We start from the raw sequence: 16,671 nt of genomic DNA on the forward strand, positions 1-16,671 counted from the left end.
TTATTTGTCCATGGACTTTTTGAGGTTTTCAGCGGCGTCGGCGGCGCTATCCATAGCGTCATTGATTGTAGTGGCTTTGATATCAGCCCCCACAAAACGATAACGGAAGCCGAAAAACAGTCCGATAACCATTAGAGGAATGGTAACCCAAAAGGCGAAGATCATAAGCAAGACGAGGGCGGTAATGGGGAATGAGCCCTTTACTTCCGTCCCTTTAAGCACTTCAAAGGAATTTTCGTTGCCCTTGCGCAGAAGTTTTAAGAAAAAGTCCCAGGCATCCTTGAAGAGAGAAAGGAATGGATTCTCCTTATCGCCGCTATGATGCTCCTTTTTCCAATCCTTGGCCTGATAGGAGACGACATGGGCATCGACGGCTTTTTCACTGCTGTAATAACCGCCGCTGGAAGGGGCGTGGATTTTATCTTGTTTTTCGAGATAGATGATGGCGTCCAGCAGATCCCCGTTAGCAGCATCCAGAGCAGCTTTAGCCTCCTCAAAGGTGATATTTCCCATTGAACATAGTTTTTCTACTTTTTCCAGGGGTGTCATAGATCCTTCCTCCTTGTTTTTTGGCTTTCAACTTGGCTATGTCTGAATTCTAACCCAAAAAACTTTAAGGACTATTGGCTTAAAATTAAAATTACATTAAAAAACAATGAAAAGCCCCGACTTTCAGTGCGTAATATACAAACAATATACACGTAATAAAGACATAATATACAAATTTTAGATTAAGTCAATGGTTTCTAGTAAGTCATTATCCGCTTAAGAAGGGGAATTAGATTTTTATTTTAATTCCTCCGCTTAGACAAATTAATTGATATTAATGCTTTATACAAAAACGGCAAAAACCCTGCATTTGTTTTCCTCTAATGATAATTTTTATGGTACTGCTATTTTAACCTATGTACCTAGATCATTACTTTGAAAAAGCACCGTGAAAAAGTATAATTGAATAAACGGAATGAATGCAAAAAGTTTCCGAGTTTTAGTATAGGAGTGCAGAATGACAATGACCAGAGAACTAAAAATCATCGCCCGTATTCGCACTGATTTCCCGACAAAGTTCGGAATTCCCCGTCAAAGTGGCCTCATAGATGAACTTAAAGCGGTCATAGTGTTCGAGCCGGAATACCGCAATCCTGATGCAATACGCGGTTTAGAAGGGTTTTCTCATATCTGGCTTATTTGGGAGTTTTCTGAAGCTGTCCGCGACACGTGGTCTCCGACTGTGCGCCCGCCGCGGCTGGGCGGCAACAAACGAATGGGGCTTTTCGCAACGCGCTCTCCCTTTCGGCCTAACCCGCTGGGGCTCTCATCTGTAAGGATTGAGAGGGTAGAAGTTCATCCGGAGTTCGGCCCGATTCTCCATGTATCGGGGGCCGATCTTATGGATCATACTCCCATTTTCGATATTAAGCCATATCTTCCTTATACAGACTGCCACCCGGAGGCTGTGGGGGGATTCATCGAACCACTCACAGATCATAAATTGGAGGTGGACTTCCCTGAGCCATGGCTAAGCCGTATTCCGCCGGAACGGCGGGAGGCCCTTTTCAGTGTACTGGCCCATGACCCCAGGCCTTCTTATCAAAATGACCCTGAACGTATTTACGGTCTCGAATTTGCTGGATTCGATATAAAGTTTACAGTTCTGGATAAGGTGCTTACAGTGTGTGAAGTGGTACAAGGCAGAACACATCCTGCTTCCTAGTAGAATTTAGGGGGCAGGATTTTTCGTTTAAGGACTATTTAGATTTTTTATACTTTAATAAAAATAGCTATTGACTAAGTCATTAAGCTGTGGTAATTTTTACATGCGGGATACTTGTTATTGCAATACTTGTCTGACTAATACTTGATGTGATAATAATTGTACCTACAATAATTGAAGGATTTATGAAAGTTAGAACTAAAACTATATCCGTTTCAGCTACATATGCTTCAACTACATAAGCTCAGGTCTCATTTACCACGATTCTCACAAAGTGATACTTACCAGATGAATGAGATGGATGAATAAAAAAACAATGAGGGGTTAGATTTGGGATTCATGAATTTAAGTTTCATTTTACTTAGGTTTATGAATCCTAGAATAAAAAATTTAAGGAGGAGTAACATGAAAAAAACCCTGGGTATTATTCTATCAATTTCAGTCGCTTTTTCCGTATTGGCACTCCCGATTTTTGCTGCAGTTGACACCACAACTTCAGCAACAGTGGAGGCACAAACCCCAGCTGCGCCCGCAACGCCGGCAAAACCTGCGGCAACAGCGCCAGCTGCAACAACTAGTGTCGACACCTCTAAAGTGGCAGCAGGATCCTACTACACCGTAGTAAGTGGTGACGCTTTCTGGATGATTGCTGCAAAAAATGGTCTGACAATTGACGCTTTAGCAAAATTAAATCCACAAATTAAGAACATCAATTTGATTTTCCCTGGTCAAAAAATTCTTGTTAAGGCTGAAGCTGAAGCAACGGCTACTGCTCCCAGTACTACTGTTGCCCCGGCAGCAAAGAAACTTTACCAAGGAATTGGTATGGTAGCCAACTATCGTGATAACACTGCCAGACAAAAAAATCATGACAACTTAAACGTTACTACTGTTGCCGCACTTTTTGATGATGCCGGCAAGATTGTAAAATTACAGTTTGACGTTTTAGAAGTCCTTCCTGATATGTTCCCAGGTTGGATGGATCCTGAAGCGGCAGACAAATCACTCTACAAAAATGCTCAAACCAATGGCTTTAACTGGGAAACTAAGAAAGAAGAAGGCGATGCTTACGCTATGAAAGCCAGCGCCGTTTCCGGTAAAGAATGGTGGGAGCAAATGAACTTCTATGAAGAGTACTTCAAAGGAAAGACTGTTGCCGAAGTTCAAGCTTGGTTTGCTAAGTATTGCGATGCCAACGGAAGACCTTATAAAATGGCTTATCCTGAGAAGTTAACTGACGCTGATAAAGCTAAAGTTGCAACCTTCACAGAAGCTGAAAAGAAAATGCTCGTAGACGTTACAACCGGTGCTACTATGTCACTTCAAGATCCACACTCCCGCTTCATTGATGCTTTAGTAAAAGCTTATGAAGTAAGAAAAGAAGTAAAATAAACATAAGTCATGATGAAAAGGAATTGCCCTGAATCAGTGATCTGATTCAGGGCAATCTTTTTTGGGGTACAAGTAGGGTTATAGGAATTGCTGCATCTTCATGGCGGCGGACATATTGCCCTTGATTTTGATCTTGCCTGTCATAACGGCAGACATCGCGTTAAGTTTTCCTTGGTAAAAATCAACGAAGGTATCAAATTTAGCTTTTATGGTAACTACGGGGTCTTGAACTTCACCTTCTTTATAGACTGCTTTGCCGTTTTCGAAAGTAACGCTCCATACTCCGTGATCGCTGGCTGAAAAATCATATTGATAGACTCCGTTGATGCTCGATGTTAGTTCCGCTTTTTCCTCCGTTTTTTTGATGAAGTCATCCATCAGTGCCTTAGGTGAATTCATTGTCTTACCTCCCGTTTCTTTCATAAAAATCTAAAACGCTTAGGGATGTCCGAATATTCTGATATAAACTCTAGCATATCTGGTCTGGAATTTATATTATTTTTATTAGAAAGACCAAAATTAGCTGAACGTAATATTTCAAAGAATATACACGAATGGCGGATTTTAGTTATTTAACTTATGATTGAAAGAGTATGGATAATAAAGTATAATGTTGCATGGCGAACAATTCGTCATGCAACATTATTGGTGTTTTTACTTAGTTAAGGAAGGAATATAGCATGAAATCAATCGATCTGGACAAGAAAGCCATAGGGTTTCAAATCCGTTCTCTCAGTCATCTGATTAAACGGCATGTAAAGAACTCTGTTAATTTTCAATACGCTAAGAGGATCACCGGAACCAACAGTTGGATTATTGCTTATCTTGCGGAGAATAAGGATAAGGATATCTTTCAGAAAGATATTGAAGAGATGTTTACGGTCAATCGATCGACGGCTTCCAAAGTTCTTAAGCTTATGGAACAAAAAGAGCTTATCGATCGCCAGAGCGTGCCCTATGATGCACGCCTCAAGAAGCTGGTCCTTACGCCTAAGGCCTTGGCACTTCACGAAAGTATTGTTGAAGATATTGACAACCTGGAAGCAATGTTGATTCGTGGTTTTACAGAAGAAGAAATCGTTCAGTTTTATTCTTATATCCAAAGAATGAAGAATAATTTAACAGAGAGCCCTTTCTCCCAAAGCAGTCTTGATGAGAAGGACTTAGGTAGTAAGAGGGACCTTGGTAAGGGAGACATGGAGTGTCAGAGGAAGCAGTTATTGGAGGAGTTCAGTGAATGATTAGAAAACTAGCTGAAAGTATTCGGGAGTACAAGAAAGCAACTCTATTGACCCCGCTTTTTGTGGCCCTGGAAGTGACCATGGAAGTTATGATTCCTTTATTGATGGCCAATCTTATCGACTATGGCATTGATGCGGGAGATATGAATTATATAGCTAAAATGGGAGGCGCTCTTCTTGTCGCGGCATTTATAAGTTTGGCTTTCGGACTATTAGCTGGAAGAACTGCCGCGGTTGCCTCGGCAGGCTTTGCCCAGAATCTGCGCAAGGACATGTTTTATAGAGTTCAGGGCTTTTCCTTCTCCAATATCGATAAGTTCTCCACAGCAAGCATAGTGACCCGACTGACCACAGACGTTACTAACGTGCAGAACTCCTTCCAAATGCTTACCCGCATGGCTATACGCAGTCCGATCATGCTTGTGTTTGCTCTCTTAGTCTCCTTCCGTATCGATCAAAAACTGTCCCTTATTTTCCTGGGAAGCATTCCGATTCTCGGTGTGGGGCTATGGCTCATTATGAGCAATGCTCATCCCATTTTCGCCAGAGTCTTTCGCACCTATGATAAGTTGAATAGCGTGGTTCAGGAAAATCTCCGGGGAATTAGGGTGGTGAAGTCCTTTGTCCGTGAAGACTTTGAAACGGAAAAATTCACGGCTATTTCCGGCTCAATCTACAAGGACTTTACCAAAGCGGAACGATTGCTGGTCTTTAATATGCCTCTGATGCAATTTTGCATGTATGCCTGTATTCTTTTAGTATCCTGGTTTGGAGCCCGTGCCATTGTGGCTTCCGGTGGGGATCCCGTACTTGGGCTTTCCACAGGAGAACTTTTAAGCTTGATTACTTATGCCATCCTGATTCTCATGAGCCTTATGATGCTTTCCATGGTCTTTGTTATGCTGACTATTTCCCGGGCTTCCGCCGAAAGGATCGTTGAACTTCTCGGGGAAGAGAGCAATCTGCGAAACAATGACTATCCGGTCTATCAAGTCCGCAATGGAGATATTTCCTTTGAAAATGTCAGCTTCAGCTACGGTAATAACACGGAGAAATCAGTCTTGGCTAATATCAACCTGAAGATTAAAGCCGGTGAAACCATTGGCATTTTAGGGGGAACAGGATCCTCTAAATCTACTTTAGTCCAATTGATTCCCCGTCTGTACGACGTGACCCAGGGCCAGGTCAAGGTAGGCGGTGTCGACGTCAGAGAGTATGACCTTGAGACCTTACGGAATGAGGTGGCCATGGTTCTGCAGAAGAATGTGCTTTTCTCAGGAACGATCAAAGAAAACCTGCGCTGGGGAAATGAGAACGCCACGGGGGAAGAGCTCATCCATGCCTGCAAGCTGGCCCATGCCCATGACTTCATTGAAGGATTCCCGGAAAAATACGATACCCTTCTTGAACAGGGAGGAGTAAATCTCTCGGGAGGGCAAAAACAGCGGCTATGTATAGCCCGGGCTTTGCTGAAGAATCCTAAAATCCTGATTCTTGATGATTCAACTAGTGCCGTGGATATGGAGACTGATGCCCAGATCCGCAGGGTGTTGGGCGAAGAGATACCGAATACGACGAAGCTGATCATCGCTCAGCGGGTTTCATCAGTGCAGGATGCGGACAAGATCGTGGTCATGGATGATGGAAAAATAAGCGCTGTGGGTTCCCATGAAGAATTGCTGCAGAGCTGTGATATTTACAGGGAAGTCTATGAGTCGCAAGCTAAAGGGGGGAAGAATGATGATGGGATTTAGGGGTGGGCCGGGAAAGGGTTCAATTCATGGCAGGGGACTTCCCGGCGGGAAACCGCCTAAAGCCAAGTTCAATCCTCAAACGGCAAAACGGCTTTTGTCTTATTTGCGAGGTTACAAGGTAGAAACCCTCTTCGTTATGGTTTGCATTCTGATCAGTGCTCTTGTCGGAGTTCTGTCCTCCGTATTCTTGAAGATCCTGATTGATAACTATATTGCTCCCCTTCTTCTGGAAGCCGTCCCCAACTATGCCGGTTTGCTGCGGATTATGATGGTGATGGCGGGCATTTATCTGGTTGGGGTTCTATCCACCTTAATTTATAACCGGATTATGGTGTCCATCTCCCAGGGGATATTAAAGAAAATCCGGGATGAGATGTTTTCCCACATGCAGAAGTTGCCCATTAAGTATTTTGACTCCCATACCCACGGCGATGTGATGAGTCATTACACCAATGATACGGATACCTTAAGACAGATGATCTCCCAAGGTATTCCGCACACCTTTTCCTCCTTCGTTACGATTGTTGCAGTTTTCTTTGCCATGCTATACCTCAGCCTTTGGCTGACCTTGTTTGTAGTCTTGTGTATTTTCCTTATCTTAAGGCTTATCGGCAGCATTGCAGGCAAGAGTGGTACCTATTTTATCCGGCAGCAGCAATCCTTGGGAGCTCTTAATGGCTATATCGAAGAGATGATCAACGGTCAGCGGGTCGTTAAGGTCTTTAACTATGAAGAAAAAGCCAAAGAGACCTTTAACCGCAAAAATGAGGAGCTTTGTGCCCATGCCACGGCAGCCAATTCCTATGTCAATATCATCATGCCTATGATGAACAATTTTGGCTATATCCTTTATGTAGCTTTAGCCATTGTCGGCGGCTTCATGGCTATTAGGGGAGTTCCCAATCTGACCATCATCGGGACTAATGTACTTACCTTGGGAACGATTGCCTCTTTCCTGCAGTTGTCCCGCAGCTTCATCATGCCCATTGCTCAGGTGTCTCAGCAGTTAAATGCCATCATCATGGCTTTAGCTGGGGCTGAACGGATCTTCAAACTCCTTGATGAAGAGCCGGAAAGGGATGAAGGGCATGTGAGCTTAGTCCATGTCAAAAAAGAAAAAGGCCGCATGATTGAAAGTGCAGAGCACACAGATATGTGGGCCTGGAAAATTCCTCAGGAAGATGGAACGGTGGAGTATAGAGAGCTTAAAGGAGAAGTCCGTTTCTTCGATGTAGACTTTGGCTATGAAGAGAATAAGATGGTTCTGCACAACATCACCTTATATGCTGAACCCGGGCAGAAGGTGGCCTTTGTCGGGGCTACGGGAGCCGGTAAGACTACCATTACCAATCTGATCAACCGTTTCTATGATCTTGCCGATGGAAAGATCCGCTACGACGGAATCAACATCAATAAAATCAAAAAAGGGGATCTGCGCCGTTCCCTGGGTATCGTACTGCAGGATGTCAATCTGTTTACAGGAACAGTGATGGACAATATCCGTTATGGCCGTCTTGATGCTGGTGATGAGGAATGCATTGCCGCCGCTAAGCTGGCCAATGCAGATGGCTTTATCCGTATGCTTCCCCAAGGCTATCAGACGGTTCTTTCCGGGGACGGCAGCGGATTATCTCAAGGCCAACGGCAGCTGATATCGATTGCCCGTGCCGCGGTAGGGGACCCGCCGGTGATGATTCTGGATGAAGCCACCTCCTCCATCGACACCCGCACCGAGGCCATCGTCCAGCGGGGGATGGATTCCTTGATGGAAGGGAGAACGGTCTTTGTCATTGCCCATAGACTTTCCACAGTTAAGAACTCCGATGTGATCATGGTTCTCGAAAAGGGAAGGGTTATTGAACGAGGCACCCATGAGAAGCTGATTGCCGAAAAAGGGAAGTATTATCAGCTTTATACGGGAGCCTTTGAGCTGGAATAGCGCAGAGGGGGGGAATCCCCCTCTGAGTGAGTCTCGCTCAAACATCCCGCTACTCGAAATGGCGAAAATATATTTAGAATAGCTACCTTTTTCCAATTACGAATGGTTAGTTTTCTACCCAACTTAAAAGAGGATTTCGGAATTGTGCAAGCGAAAACATGTAATATGATAGTTGAATATCTCTAGAAATTTAAAAGTGAGGAGTATTCTTATGCAAAGCAAAATTGCCCAAGCTATTAAATTAAGAAACCAGCCTGTAGCGGTATTGCGCTCCAATTCCAAGCCCGAAAAGGCAATGCAATTTAAAGAAGGAAAATGGGGTTGTGCCATCTCTCTGCTCAACATGGCTGCCAAAGGACATGTTGCGGTATTTGCTAACTCTACGACTACTTGTAACGGTGGTAAGGTGGGACTGGGATTCAGGCAATTTGAGTTGGGTTTTATTGAGTATTTCTTATCTACGGGTGGTGTAGGTGGACGAGAAGGGGAGTTTTATAAAAAGAACCCTGAACTCGCTGGTAAATTCGCTCTTGGACTGCCTAAAGTGACAGCAAAAGAATATATTATCTTTAAGCCCCTGTCCGAAGCAAAAGAAGGCGAAACTCCGGAGGGGATCATCTTTTTAGTTAATGCGGATCAGATCTCGGCCTTGACTGTGCTGGCCAATTATGATCGACCGACTCAGGATAATGTCAAAGTTAACTTTGGAGCGGGCTGTCATCAGACTGTGCTCTTTACCTTGGATCAAGTCGATAAGGACAAGGATCAGTGCTTTATTGGCCTCACGGATCCTTCTGCCCGGAAATTCATCGATAAGGATATTCTTTCTTTCAGCATGACCTACAAACGTTTTCTGGAATTGGAAGAACAGGTAGAGGAAAGCTTTCTGACCAAGGAAACATGGCTGGAGATAGCCGAACGCATTTAAGCTTTCCGGGTCTTCCACCAAGTCTTGATAATTAAAAAGGATAAGATAGCTGCTCCCAGAGTGAACAGAGAGCCCAAGAGAGCGCGTAGGATTAAATAAGGATTGATGACTGAGCTCACTACCATGAAATCAATCCCCATGACTCGCCACAGATAAGTCTGAAGAAATCCGGCCAGGATCAGACAAAGACTCATGCCGATGAGGCCAAGGTTGAGGAGGATGATTCCAGATACGCCATATCCGTAGGTTTTTTTGTTCAGGGCATCTTCCTCAATTAAAATGGCATAAGCACCGGCTAAAATCAGAAAACCTATGGTGCCAAATAAAGCTAAATGCGCATGTCCTGAGGTTATATAGGTACCATGGGTATATAAATTGATCCAGGGAATTGTGATCAATATACCCAGTAAGGTTGCTCCGGTAAGATGGTGGAATATACTGCTTAAAATCAGCCAGACGGCAAGCTTTTCTCTAAGGCTGAAAGGTTTGTGTTTCTTAAACCCTTTATAGATCAAATAGGCAAGGAGAAAGACAGGCAGGACTTGAATGAAGCTGAAAACCGGGCCCAGGAAGAGCCAAATCGGAGGAAAGCCGATCCAAAAGTAATGATGCCCCGTGCCGAATAATCCCCCGATCACTGAAAGAGTGGCTTCCAAGTAGAGCCACTTTTCTATATCCTTTTTGGCAGCAATACCGGCTGTAACAAAAAAGGAAGCGATGAAGCCGCTTGTGGTGAGTTCAAAAGCCATCTCTTCCCAAAGATGGACCACCCAAAACTTTACCGCTTCGTCAGCTACGGGATTATTGAATCTCAAAACATTGGGTATGAGCAACACACTGAGAAACACCACCCCTACTGTCATAATTCCTGCAGCAGGGGTTATTTTCCGTCTGTTTTTCCAAAGCGTTCTTATTAAGTTGTATGTTCCGAGAAGGAGACCTAGTGAAATTCCCATATAAAAGACAGGCAGTCCGTCCAGATATTCCCGCCCGTTACCGATTCCCAGGGCTAAAGTACCCAGAAGTCCGCCTGAAGCTATTAGTAATATGACAAACTGCCATCTGGCCAGCCGTGGTGAATAGATATCTGCCTTGAGTTGATCCACAGTAAAATAGTACACCATCCCCATCATACCGATGACCGGCCAAAAAGTGGCCAGGGCAAGGTGCACGGCCCGTCCATATTCGTAGGAAATAGGGGAAGGGAAATCGGGAACTATCAATGAAGTTGCTCCAAGCAAGGCGACCAGGCCCTGAATACCAAAGAGGAACACGGCGTAGAGGACATACCGGCGGGCGATTTGTTTTCCTAAGAAACCCTTCAACGGACATCCCCACCTTTTAATTCTTTTGGTTGAGGAGGCCAGCCTAAGGTAGGAATGGTATTTAGGTACTCGAAATAAGCGATCATAGCCAGGGTTTCCTTTTCAGTCAAAGAAGTATGGGTCTCTTTTTGATGGGGCGGAAGCACCGGCGGATTGTTAAACAAAGTCATTAGATAGTCAGGGGTTCGTTCAGCCGTGATATGGGTTAAATCTCCTCCCACATACCCGCCATTGCCGAATAAAGTATGGCAGCTGACGCAATTATAGCGCTGCCAGACTTCTTTACCGGCGACCGCTTCCTCGCTCATGGGATAGTCCAGTGCCCAGGAGAATTTAACGGTCAAAGCAAATAGGGCAAAGGAAGATATAGAAATGAGAATAAAGGTTCTGAGTTTCAAAGTGTATCATCCATTCTTGCAATTGAAGCAGTAGGTTTACGGGGCACTAAATGTTGTCCGGGTCGCGTAGCTTTACGCACATCACTCACGCTATAGCTCCGGGGCTGGTCAACTCGCTTTCTTAACAGCTACACCAACCTCTGGGTAATACCTGATGTGAACCATGGCTCCGCTTCGTTAAGAAAGCTTCGCTGACCTGACCGCCCCTGCGCTTAAAGAAAGCTTGGCTTATGGTTAGTGAAGCGAAGCAGAAGCCTTAGCTGCCTTATACACAGTGAAATCCGTTCGCTCCTGTGCGTAAAGCTACGCTTGAGGGTCCCTATTCAGCACTTTTCTGGGATTTTTGCGACTCCCTTTCAGGTCTTTTTAAGGGTAGCCAACCATGCCGCGGGGGCACCAGCAGAGGATGAAAAAGCTGTACTAATCAGAAAAGCTGTACTGCTCAGACCCGAAAGGCAGCCCAAGGATTTTGCTTTTAGGCAGAGAACGGATTTAAGCGAGCAGGTAGCAATCTTCGCGAAAAGACTGCAGCGGAGTCGGGTTGGAAACAGGACGTTTCCAACCGCCCATTAAGCAGGAGCGATTTGGGCGGATACCCGATAGAGCGGAGGTCTTGAGCGATTAGATTGCTCCGCGCAGCTTATGGAGTGAACGCCAAAAGCTAAATCCTGGAGAATCAGCTTTCGGGTCTTTTTAAGAATAAAACTTCTCTTCCTTAGTATTTACGAGTTGAGCAGATAAATACTATCCCTGCCGAAGGTTAGGAGCTGGACAGAAAAAGGAGCTATCCTGGATTGCAGGACAGCTCCCTGGTGGTAACTCATGGGTCATCAGCGCTGACTCTTGTCGTAAGGTATCCCTTCAGCTTTTGGTGCTCTGGATTTCTGAGAGGTGAAGGCCAGAACGACCATTGTAGCCAGATAGGGCAGCATTTTGTAGAAGGTTTGGTTGATGTTCAGAGCATGCAGGAAGGGGATGAGGGCAATGGAATAGGCCAAGGTGCGCAGGAAGGCAAAGAATAAGGCCGCCAGCAGAATCTGAAAGGGTTTCCACTGTCCAAAGATCATGACGGCCAGGGCTAAGAAGCCGAACCCTGCTACTCCGGTGTGACCGTTGATGTTGCTGTTCATGACTCCGACAGCATAGAAAAATCCGCCCATTCCGCCCAGGAAACCGGACATACTAACCCCTGCGTAACGCATAACATAAACATTGATGCCCACCGAATCCGCAGCATGAGGATGCTCACCGCAAGCCCTCAGGCGCAAGCCGAAGCGTGTCTTATAGAAGATGATCGCTGCAATGATCAGGAAAAGGAAACCGATATAGACGGTGATATAGGTGTTCTGGAAAAATAACTTGCCGATGACGGGCAAATCCCCCAGAACAGGGATTTTCCGCAGATAAAAGTTCACATTGGTGGTAATGCCGTCGCTGTTAAAGGACATTTTCGCATAAAGGAGGATCATTCCGGGAACCAGCATGTTTAAAGCCGTTCCCGATATAGTTTGGTCCGCTTTCATCGTGACAGTAGCCAGAGAAAGCAATAAGGAAAAAGTGATGCCTGCCAGAGCAGAAACCACCATGCCCAGCAAGAGGATATACTGTGGGTTCAGGGAGGAACCCTGAACAAAGTAGACAAAGAGGCAGCCAAAGAAGGCACCGAAGAGCATGATCCCTTCTAAGGCGATATTGATGATGCCGCTACGCTCACTGAACATCCCGCCCAGGGCCACTAAGAGCAAGGGTATCGCTACAGGAAGCGTATTTTGAACCAAATAATATACGGTATCCATAGTTACGCCTCCTCCTTAGTTGTTCCGGAAGTGTCCTGATCCTTAGGGAGAATCTTCTCAGCCAAAATCTCTTTGGAAGTCTCTCCTGAAGAAAGAGGTTGTTTTCTCATAAAAAGTTTTTTGAAAAAAGCAACCACAGTAGTATTCATCAGCATCGCAAAGGCTGAGAAATAGATGATGACGGCGATAACGATATCAATAATCTCCGGCTTATAACCGTATAGGCTGGCCAGGGTTCCCCCCCGCTGGATATGGGAAATGAATACGGCAGAGAAGATAATTCCCAGAGGATTATTGCTGCCCAGGAGGGCTACGGCGATCCCGTTAAAACCATTGGCAGCGATGACATTAATGGGCTCATAGGTCATACTGCTGCCCATGATGGTAGAGGGAGCTAAGATGGCAAAGGCGCCGCCTAATCCCGCCATGGCTCCGGCGATACCCATGGTGAGTATAATATTGCGTTTACCGTTCATACCGGCGTAAGTGCTGGCATTTTTATTAAACCCTGTGGCTCTGAGTTCATAGCCAAAGGTTGTCTTATTTAAGACGATATAAAGAAGAATAGCGATAATAATAGCCAGGATGATGGAGATATTGGCATTGGAATGTTCTATACCTAAGGTAGGCAATTGAGCGGAAGCGGGGAGATAGGCTGTACGGGTCTTAGAGGAAACGTACATGACCCCATTGCCTTGAATAAGCATGTCCACTAAATACATCCCGATATAGTTGAACATGATGGAGGTAATGACCTCATGGACGTTGAGCAGGGATTTAAAGATACCCGGTATTAAACCCCAAAGAAGTCCGCCGATCATACCCGCTATGACACAGGCCACCCAATGGATTCCAGCGGGAAGGTCCCACATAAATCCTACATACAGGGCGAAGAACATGCCCATGGTATATTGACCGGACGCTCCGATGTTAAAGAGCCCCATTTTAAAAGCAAAGCCAACGGCTAAACCGGTCATAAGGATCGGTGTGGCAAAATAGAAGACATCGGCCAGGCGCTTGAAGCCGCCGATGAGCATCATTTGCAACCCGGATAAGGCGTTGTCGGGACTGGCAAAAGCCATGATCAGAAAAGCAAAGACAAAGCCCAGAAAAATGGACATAAGGGCGGCAGTAAATGCTGAAAACCCTTTACTGTGAATCAATCGATGGAAAAGAGAGGGTTTGGAAGGGGGTATTGTCTTATTCTGCATGGGAGCCCTCCTTTTGGTTGCGTTTTGCTCCGGACATGTAAAGACCCAGTTCCTGAACAGTGGTGGTCTTGGGGTCCAGTTCGCCGACGATTTCCCCTTCATACATAACCAGGATTCGATCGCTGACGTTCATAACTTCGTCAAGTTCCAGGGAGACCAATAAGACCGCTTTTCCGGCGTTGCGACGGGCCACCAGCTGCTTATGGATATATTCGATAGCACCGACATCCAGGCCCCGGGTGGGCTGTACCGCCACCAACAGTTCGTGATCTTTGTCTATTTCCCTGCCAATAATGGCCTTTTGCTGGTTTCCTCCGGACATGCTGCGGGCGATGGTAATCGGCCCTTGTCCGCTTCGCACATCGTACTGTTTGATTATTCCTTCAGCATAGGCCCGCACGGCCTTGCGCCTGATAAATCCAAACCGTTGAAACTGTGGCTGCCAGTAACGCTGTATAACCAGATTATCTTCTAAAGTATAATCCAGGACCAGGCCGTACTTGTGCCGGTCCTCGGGAATATGGCTCATACCGGATTTGGACCGGGTACGGATGGAAGCTTTGCTTATATCTTGATCACAAAGGGTAATGGTACCGCTTGTGTGTCTTTCCAGCCCGGTCAGGGCAGAGACAAATTCGGTTTGTCCATTGCCGTCAATACCGGCCAGGCAGACTATTTCGCCGGCGCGAACGTCTAAAGAGACATTGTTTACGGCGTTTTTCTTACTGGTTTTGGAGGGAACAGAGACATTCCTTACGGATAAGACTACTCGCTCAGGTTTACTCGCTTCCTTTTGAACCCTGAAGCTTACATCCCGGCCCACCATCATACGGGAGAGTTCTTCTTTTGTGGTATCTTTTATTTCAACAGTGCCCACATATTGTCCTTTGCGCAGTACGGTGCAGCGATCGGCAACTGCCATTATCTCGTTTAATTTATGAGTTATAAATAAGATCGATTTGCCTTCTTGGGCAAAGCGGCGCATGATTTCCATAAGTTCATCGATTTCTTGAGGGGTTAAAACGGCTGTGGGTTCATCAAAGATCAGAATTTCGTTATCCCGATAGAGCATTTTGAGAATCTCAACCCTTTGCTGCATGCCCACGGATATTTTTTCGATGATGGCGTCGGGATTCACTTCCAGGCCATATTGCCTGCTTAGTTCAACGATTTTTTCCTTGGCCTTTTTCTTTTGCAAAAAACCCAGGGTATGGGGTTCGACTCCTAGCATAATATTTTCGAGAACAGTAAAGATTTCCACCAGTTTAAAATGCTGATGAACCATGCCAATACCTAAAGCGTTAGCGTCATTGGGATTATTGATTTTTACGGTTTTTCCATTTTTACGGATTTCGCCTTTCTCCGGTTGGTATAAACCGAATAAAACGCTCATAAGGGTGGACTTTCCGGCACCGTTTTCTCCTAACAGAGCGTGAATCTCGCCTTTTTTCAGACGCAAAGTTATAGTGTCGTTGGCGACGATACCGGGGAACTCTTTAGTGATATTGAGCATTTCAATAATATAATCGTTCATAATAACCCCTCTTCATATATTCTCCATGTAAATAGGGGAAAGGGGAAAGGGTATTCCCTTTCCCCTAGTCTTCGCTCTAATTGATAGGGATAATCGTATTATCGAACTTCAACGGTAACTTTGCTGAGTTTAAGTCCGGATACAAGCTCATCCGCAGTAGCATAACCGTTGGCATCTTTTACTTCGATGGTTCGGATAGGATCCACAGAACCATCCACTAAAGACTTAAATACTTTTTCATATTGCTCTACAGTGAATTTTCCGAACCGGTCAAATGCGTTGGCCTTAGCATCCCCGATGACAGCAGTGGGGAGTCCGATTCCATCGTTAGCTGCTGCGAAATAGGTGGTTTGTCCGGCAAAAGTGCTCCAGCTGTCGGTTTTGTAGATGGACTCGAGAACTTGGACTACAGAAGCCCGCAAACCTTTGGTTGCGGAAGTAATAACAGTTTCGCTGTCATAGCGTTGGTCAACGTCAACGCCGATAACTTTTTTTCCTGCTTCGGCAGCTGCAGACATAACGCTCTTGCCTACGGCACCGCCGCAAGCAAAGATCACTTCTGTACCACCTTGATACATAGTTTTAGCGGTGGCTTTATTGTTATCGGTCTCATTGAAGTCGCCGGTGTAATGGTAGATTGCCGAGATTGCACCATCAGCCAGACCGAGTTCTGCAGCAGCAGCCTCAGCACCTTGTAAGTAGCCGTAGCCGAAGGATTGTACTGCTGGAACAGCCATACCGCCCATGAAGCCAAGCTTTGTCATACCATCCATAACAGCGGCATAACCGGCCAGATAACCGGATTCTTCTTCAGAATACATAATGCTGGCGACATTTCCTTTGGTATCAAAGGTTTTGTAGTCGGCAGTGTGAGGCGCTCCATCCAAGAGGATGAATTTCACATCAGGATATATGGTTTGAGCTTCAAAAATAGGTACCTCAAACAAGAAGCCGGGGGTGACAATTACTTTAGCCCCGCCGGTAACAGCTAAATCAATGGCTGCCAGATAACCTGCGTCGGAAGCTTCTTCAGGTTTGTAGTATTTGTGGGTAATGTTGTTGGCTTCAGCAAATTCGACAACGCCTTCCCAAGATCCCTGGTTAAAGGACTTGTCATCAATATTGCCTTTGTCGGTAATGAGAGCGATCTCAAAACCTCCACCGCTTGGGGTGCCGCTATTGCCTGCATTATTGGCGGATGGAGTGCTGCCGCATCCTGTAGCCAAAAGGGCCACCAATAAGAGTGCCAATAGAACGGATGTGATTTTTTTCATCTTCTCTTCTCCTTTTTTATTCCTTTTTCTTCTTAGGGATTTCGGTGTATTTTGTATCCCAAATGTATTTTAACATCCTCATAAAAATTTACAACTATTCAATTTTGGAAAGTTCTATATAAATTTCTTATCAAGGAGAATTTGTATTATTAAATGTTTAAAAGA

General features: G+C 45.3%; 14 protein-coding genes. 6 read left to right on the forward strand and 8 right to left on the reverse strand.

What is annotated here, in order from left to right:
- A complete protein-coding gene (locus tag DESDE_RS08685; protein ID WP_014793663.1) occupies positions 1-549 on the reverse strand; it encodes a UBA domain-containing protein in 549 nt (182 codons plus the stop codon).
- A 463-nt stretch (positions 550-1,012) separates the two neighbouring features.
- Here DESDE_RS08685 and tsaA point away from each other — a divergent pair, with 463 nt between their 5' ends.
- On the forward strand, positions 1,013-1,714 hold the full coding sequence (tsaA, locus tag DESDE_RS08690; protein WP_041917247.1) for a tRNA (N6-threonylcarbamoyladenosine(37)-N6)-methyltransferase TrmO: 702 nt from the start codon (positions 1,013-1,015) through the stop codon (positions 1,712-1,714).
- A gap of 405 nt (positions 1,715-2,119) precedes the next feature.
- Entirely contained in the window at positions 2,120-3,106 is a 987-nt protein-coding gene (locus DESDE_RS08695) for a chlorophenol reductase (RefSeq protein ID WP_014793665.1), read from the forward strand.
- A gap of 78 nt (positions 3,107-3,184) precedes the next feature.
- Here DESDE_RS08695 and DESDE_RS08700 read toward each other — a convergent pair whose 3' ends face one another.
- Positions 3,185-3,505, reverse strand: coding sequence for an SCP2 sterol-binding domain-containing protein (locus tag DESDE_RS08700; protein ID WP_014793666.1), 321 nt, complete (start codon positions 3,503-3,505; stop codon positions 3,185-3,187).
- A gap of 281 nt (positions 3,506-3,786) precedes the next feature.
- Here DESDE_RS08700 and DESDE_RS08705 point away from each other — a divergent pair, with 281 nt between their 5' ends.
- From DESDE_RS08705 to DESDE_RS08720, 4 genes are all read left to right on the forward strand, one after another.
- The gene (locus tag DESDE_RS08705; protein WP_014793667.1) at positions 3,787-4,347 is read left to right on the forward strand and encodes a MarR family winged helix-turn-helix transcriptional regulator; all 561 of its coding nucleotides are present in this window, start codon (positions 3,787-3,789) and stop codon (positions 4,345-4,347) included.
- Positions 4,344-6,101 (forward strand): ABC transporter ATP-binding protein, encoded by a 1,758-nt coding sequence (locus DESDE_RS08710; protein WP_014793668.1) that lies wholly within the window; start codon positions 4,344-4,346, stop codon positions 6,099-6,101. Before DESDE_RS08705 ends, DESDE_RS08710 begins: the two co-directional genes overlap by 4 nt.
- Positions 6,088-8,040 (forward strand): ABC transporter ATP-binding protein, encoded by a 1,953-nt coding sequence (locus tag DESDE_RS08715; protein ID WP_014793669.1) that lies wholly within the window; start codon positions 6,088-6,090, stop codon positions 8,038-8,040. The genes DESDE_RS08710 and DESDE_RS08715 overlap by 14 nt, the downstream gene beginning before the upstream one ends.
- Before the next feature lie 211 nt (positions 8,041-8,251).
- Positions 8,252-8,968 (forward strand): DUF169 domain-containing protein, encoded by a 717-nt coding sequence (locus DESDE_RS08720; RefSeq protein ID WP_014793670.1) that lies wholly within the window; start codon positions 8,252-8,254, stop codon positions 8,966-8,968.
- Here the strand turns inward: DESDE_RS08720 and DESDE_RS08725 are convergent.
- The 6 genes from DESDE_RS08725 to DESDE_RS08750 form a co-directional block, all read right to left on the reverse strand.
- Complete coding sequence (locus tag DESDE_RS08725; RefSeq protein ID WP_014793671.1) at positions 8,965-10,293, reverse strand: cbb3-type cytochrome c oxidase subunit I; 1,329 nt, start codon at positions 10,291-10,293, stop codon at positions 8,965-8,967. The two genes, DESDE_RS08720 and DESDE_RS08725, sit on opposite strands and share 4 nt — an antisense overlap.
- Positions 10,290-10,691: a c-type cytochrome gene (locus tag DESDE_RS08730; protein ID WP_014793672.1), complete on the reverse strand. Its 402-nt coding sequence runs from the start codon at positions 10,689-10,691 to the stop codon at positions 10,290-10,292. The genes DESDE_RS08725 and DESDE_RS08730 overlap by 4 nt, the downstream gene beginning before the upstream one ends.
- 830 nt (positions 10,692-11,521) lie before the next feature.
- Positions 11,522-12,487 carry an ABC transporter permease gene (locus tag DESDE_RS08735; RefSeq protein ID WP_014793673.1) on the reverse strand — a complete coding sequence of 322 codons (966 nt, stop codon included), beginning with the start codon at positions 12,485-12,487 and terminating at the stop codon, positions 11,522-11,524.
- A gap of 2 nt (positions 12,488-12,489) precedes the next feature.
- Positions 12,490-13,698 (reverse strand): ABC transporter permease, encoded by a 1,209-nt coding sequence (locus DESDE_RS08740; RefSeq protein ID WP_014793674.1) that lies wholly within the window; start codon positions 13,696-13,698, stop codon positions 12,490-12,492.
- Positions 13,688-15,232, reverse strand: a complete 1,545-nt coding sequence (locus DESDE_RS08745) for an ABC transporter ATP-binding protein (protein WP_014793675.1) — start codon at positions 15,230-15,232, stop codon at positions 13,688-13,690. Before DESDE_RS08745 ends, DESDE_RS08740 begins: the two co-directional genes overlap by 11 nt.
- Positions 15,233-15,330: 98 nt before the next feature.
- Positions 15,331-16,506, reverse strand: coding sequence for a BMP family lipoprotein (locus tag DESDE_RS08750; RefSeq protein WP_014793676.1), 1,176 nt, complete (start codon positions 16,504-16,506; stop codon positions 15,331-15,333).
- Positions 16,507-16,671: the final 165 nt, after the last annotated feature.

The sequence above is a fragment of the Desulfitobacterium dehalogenans ATCC 51507 genome (genome assembly GCF_000243155.2).
In the GTDB taxonomy this organism is placed as follows: domain Bacteria; phylum Bacillota; class Desulfitobacteriia; order Desulfitobacteriales; family Desulfitobacteriaceae; genus Desulfitobacterium; species Desulfitobacterium dehalogenans.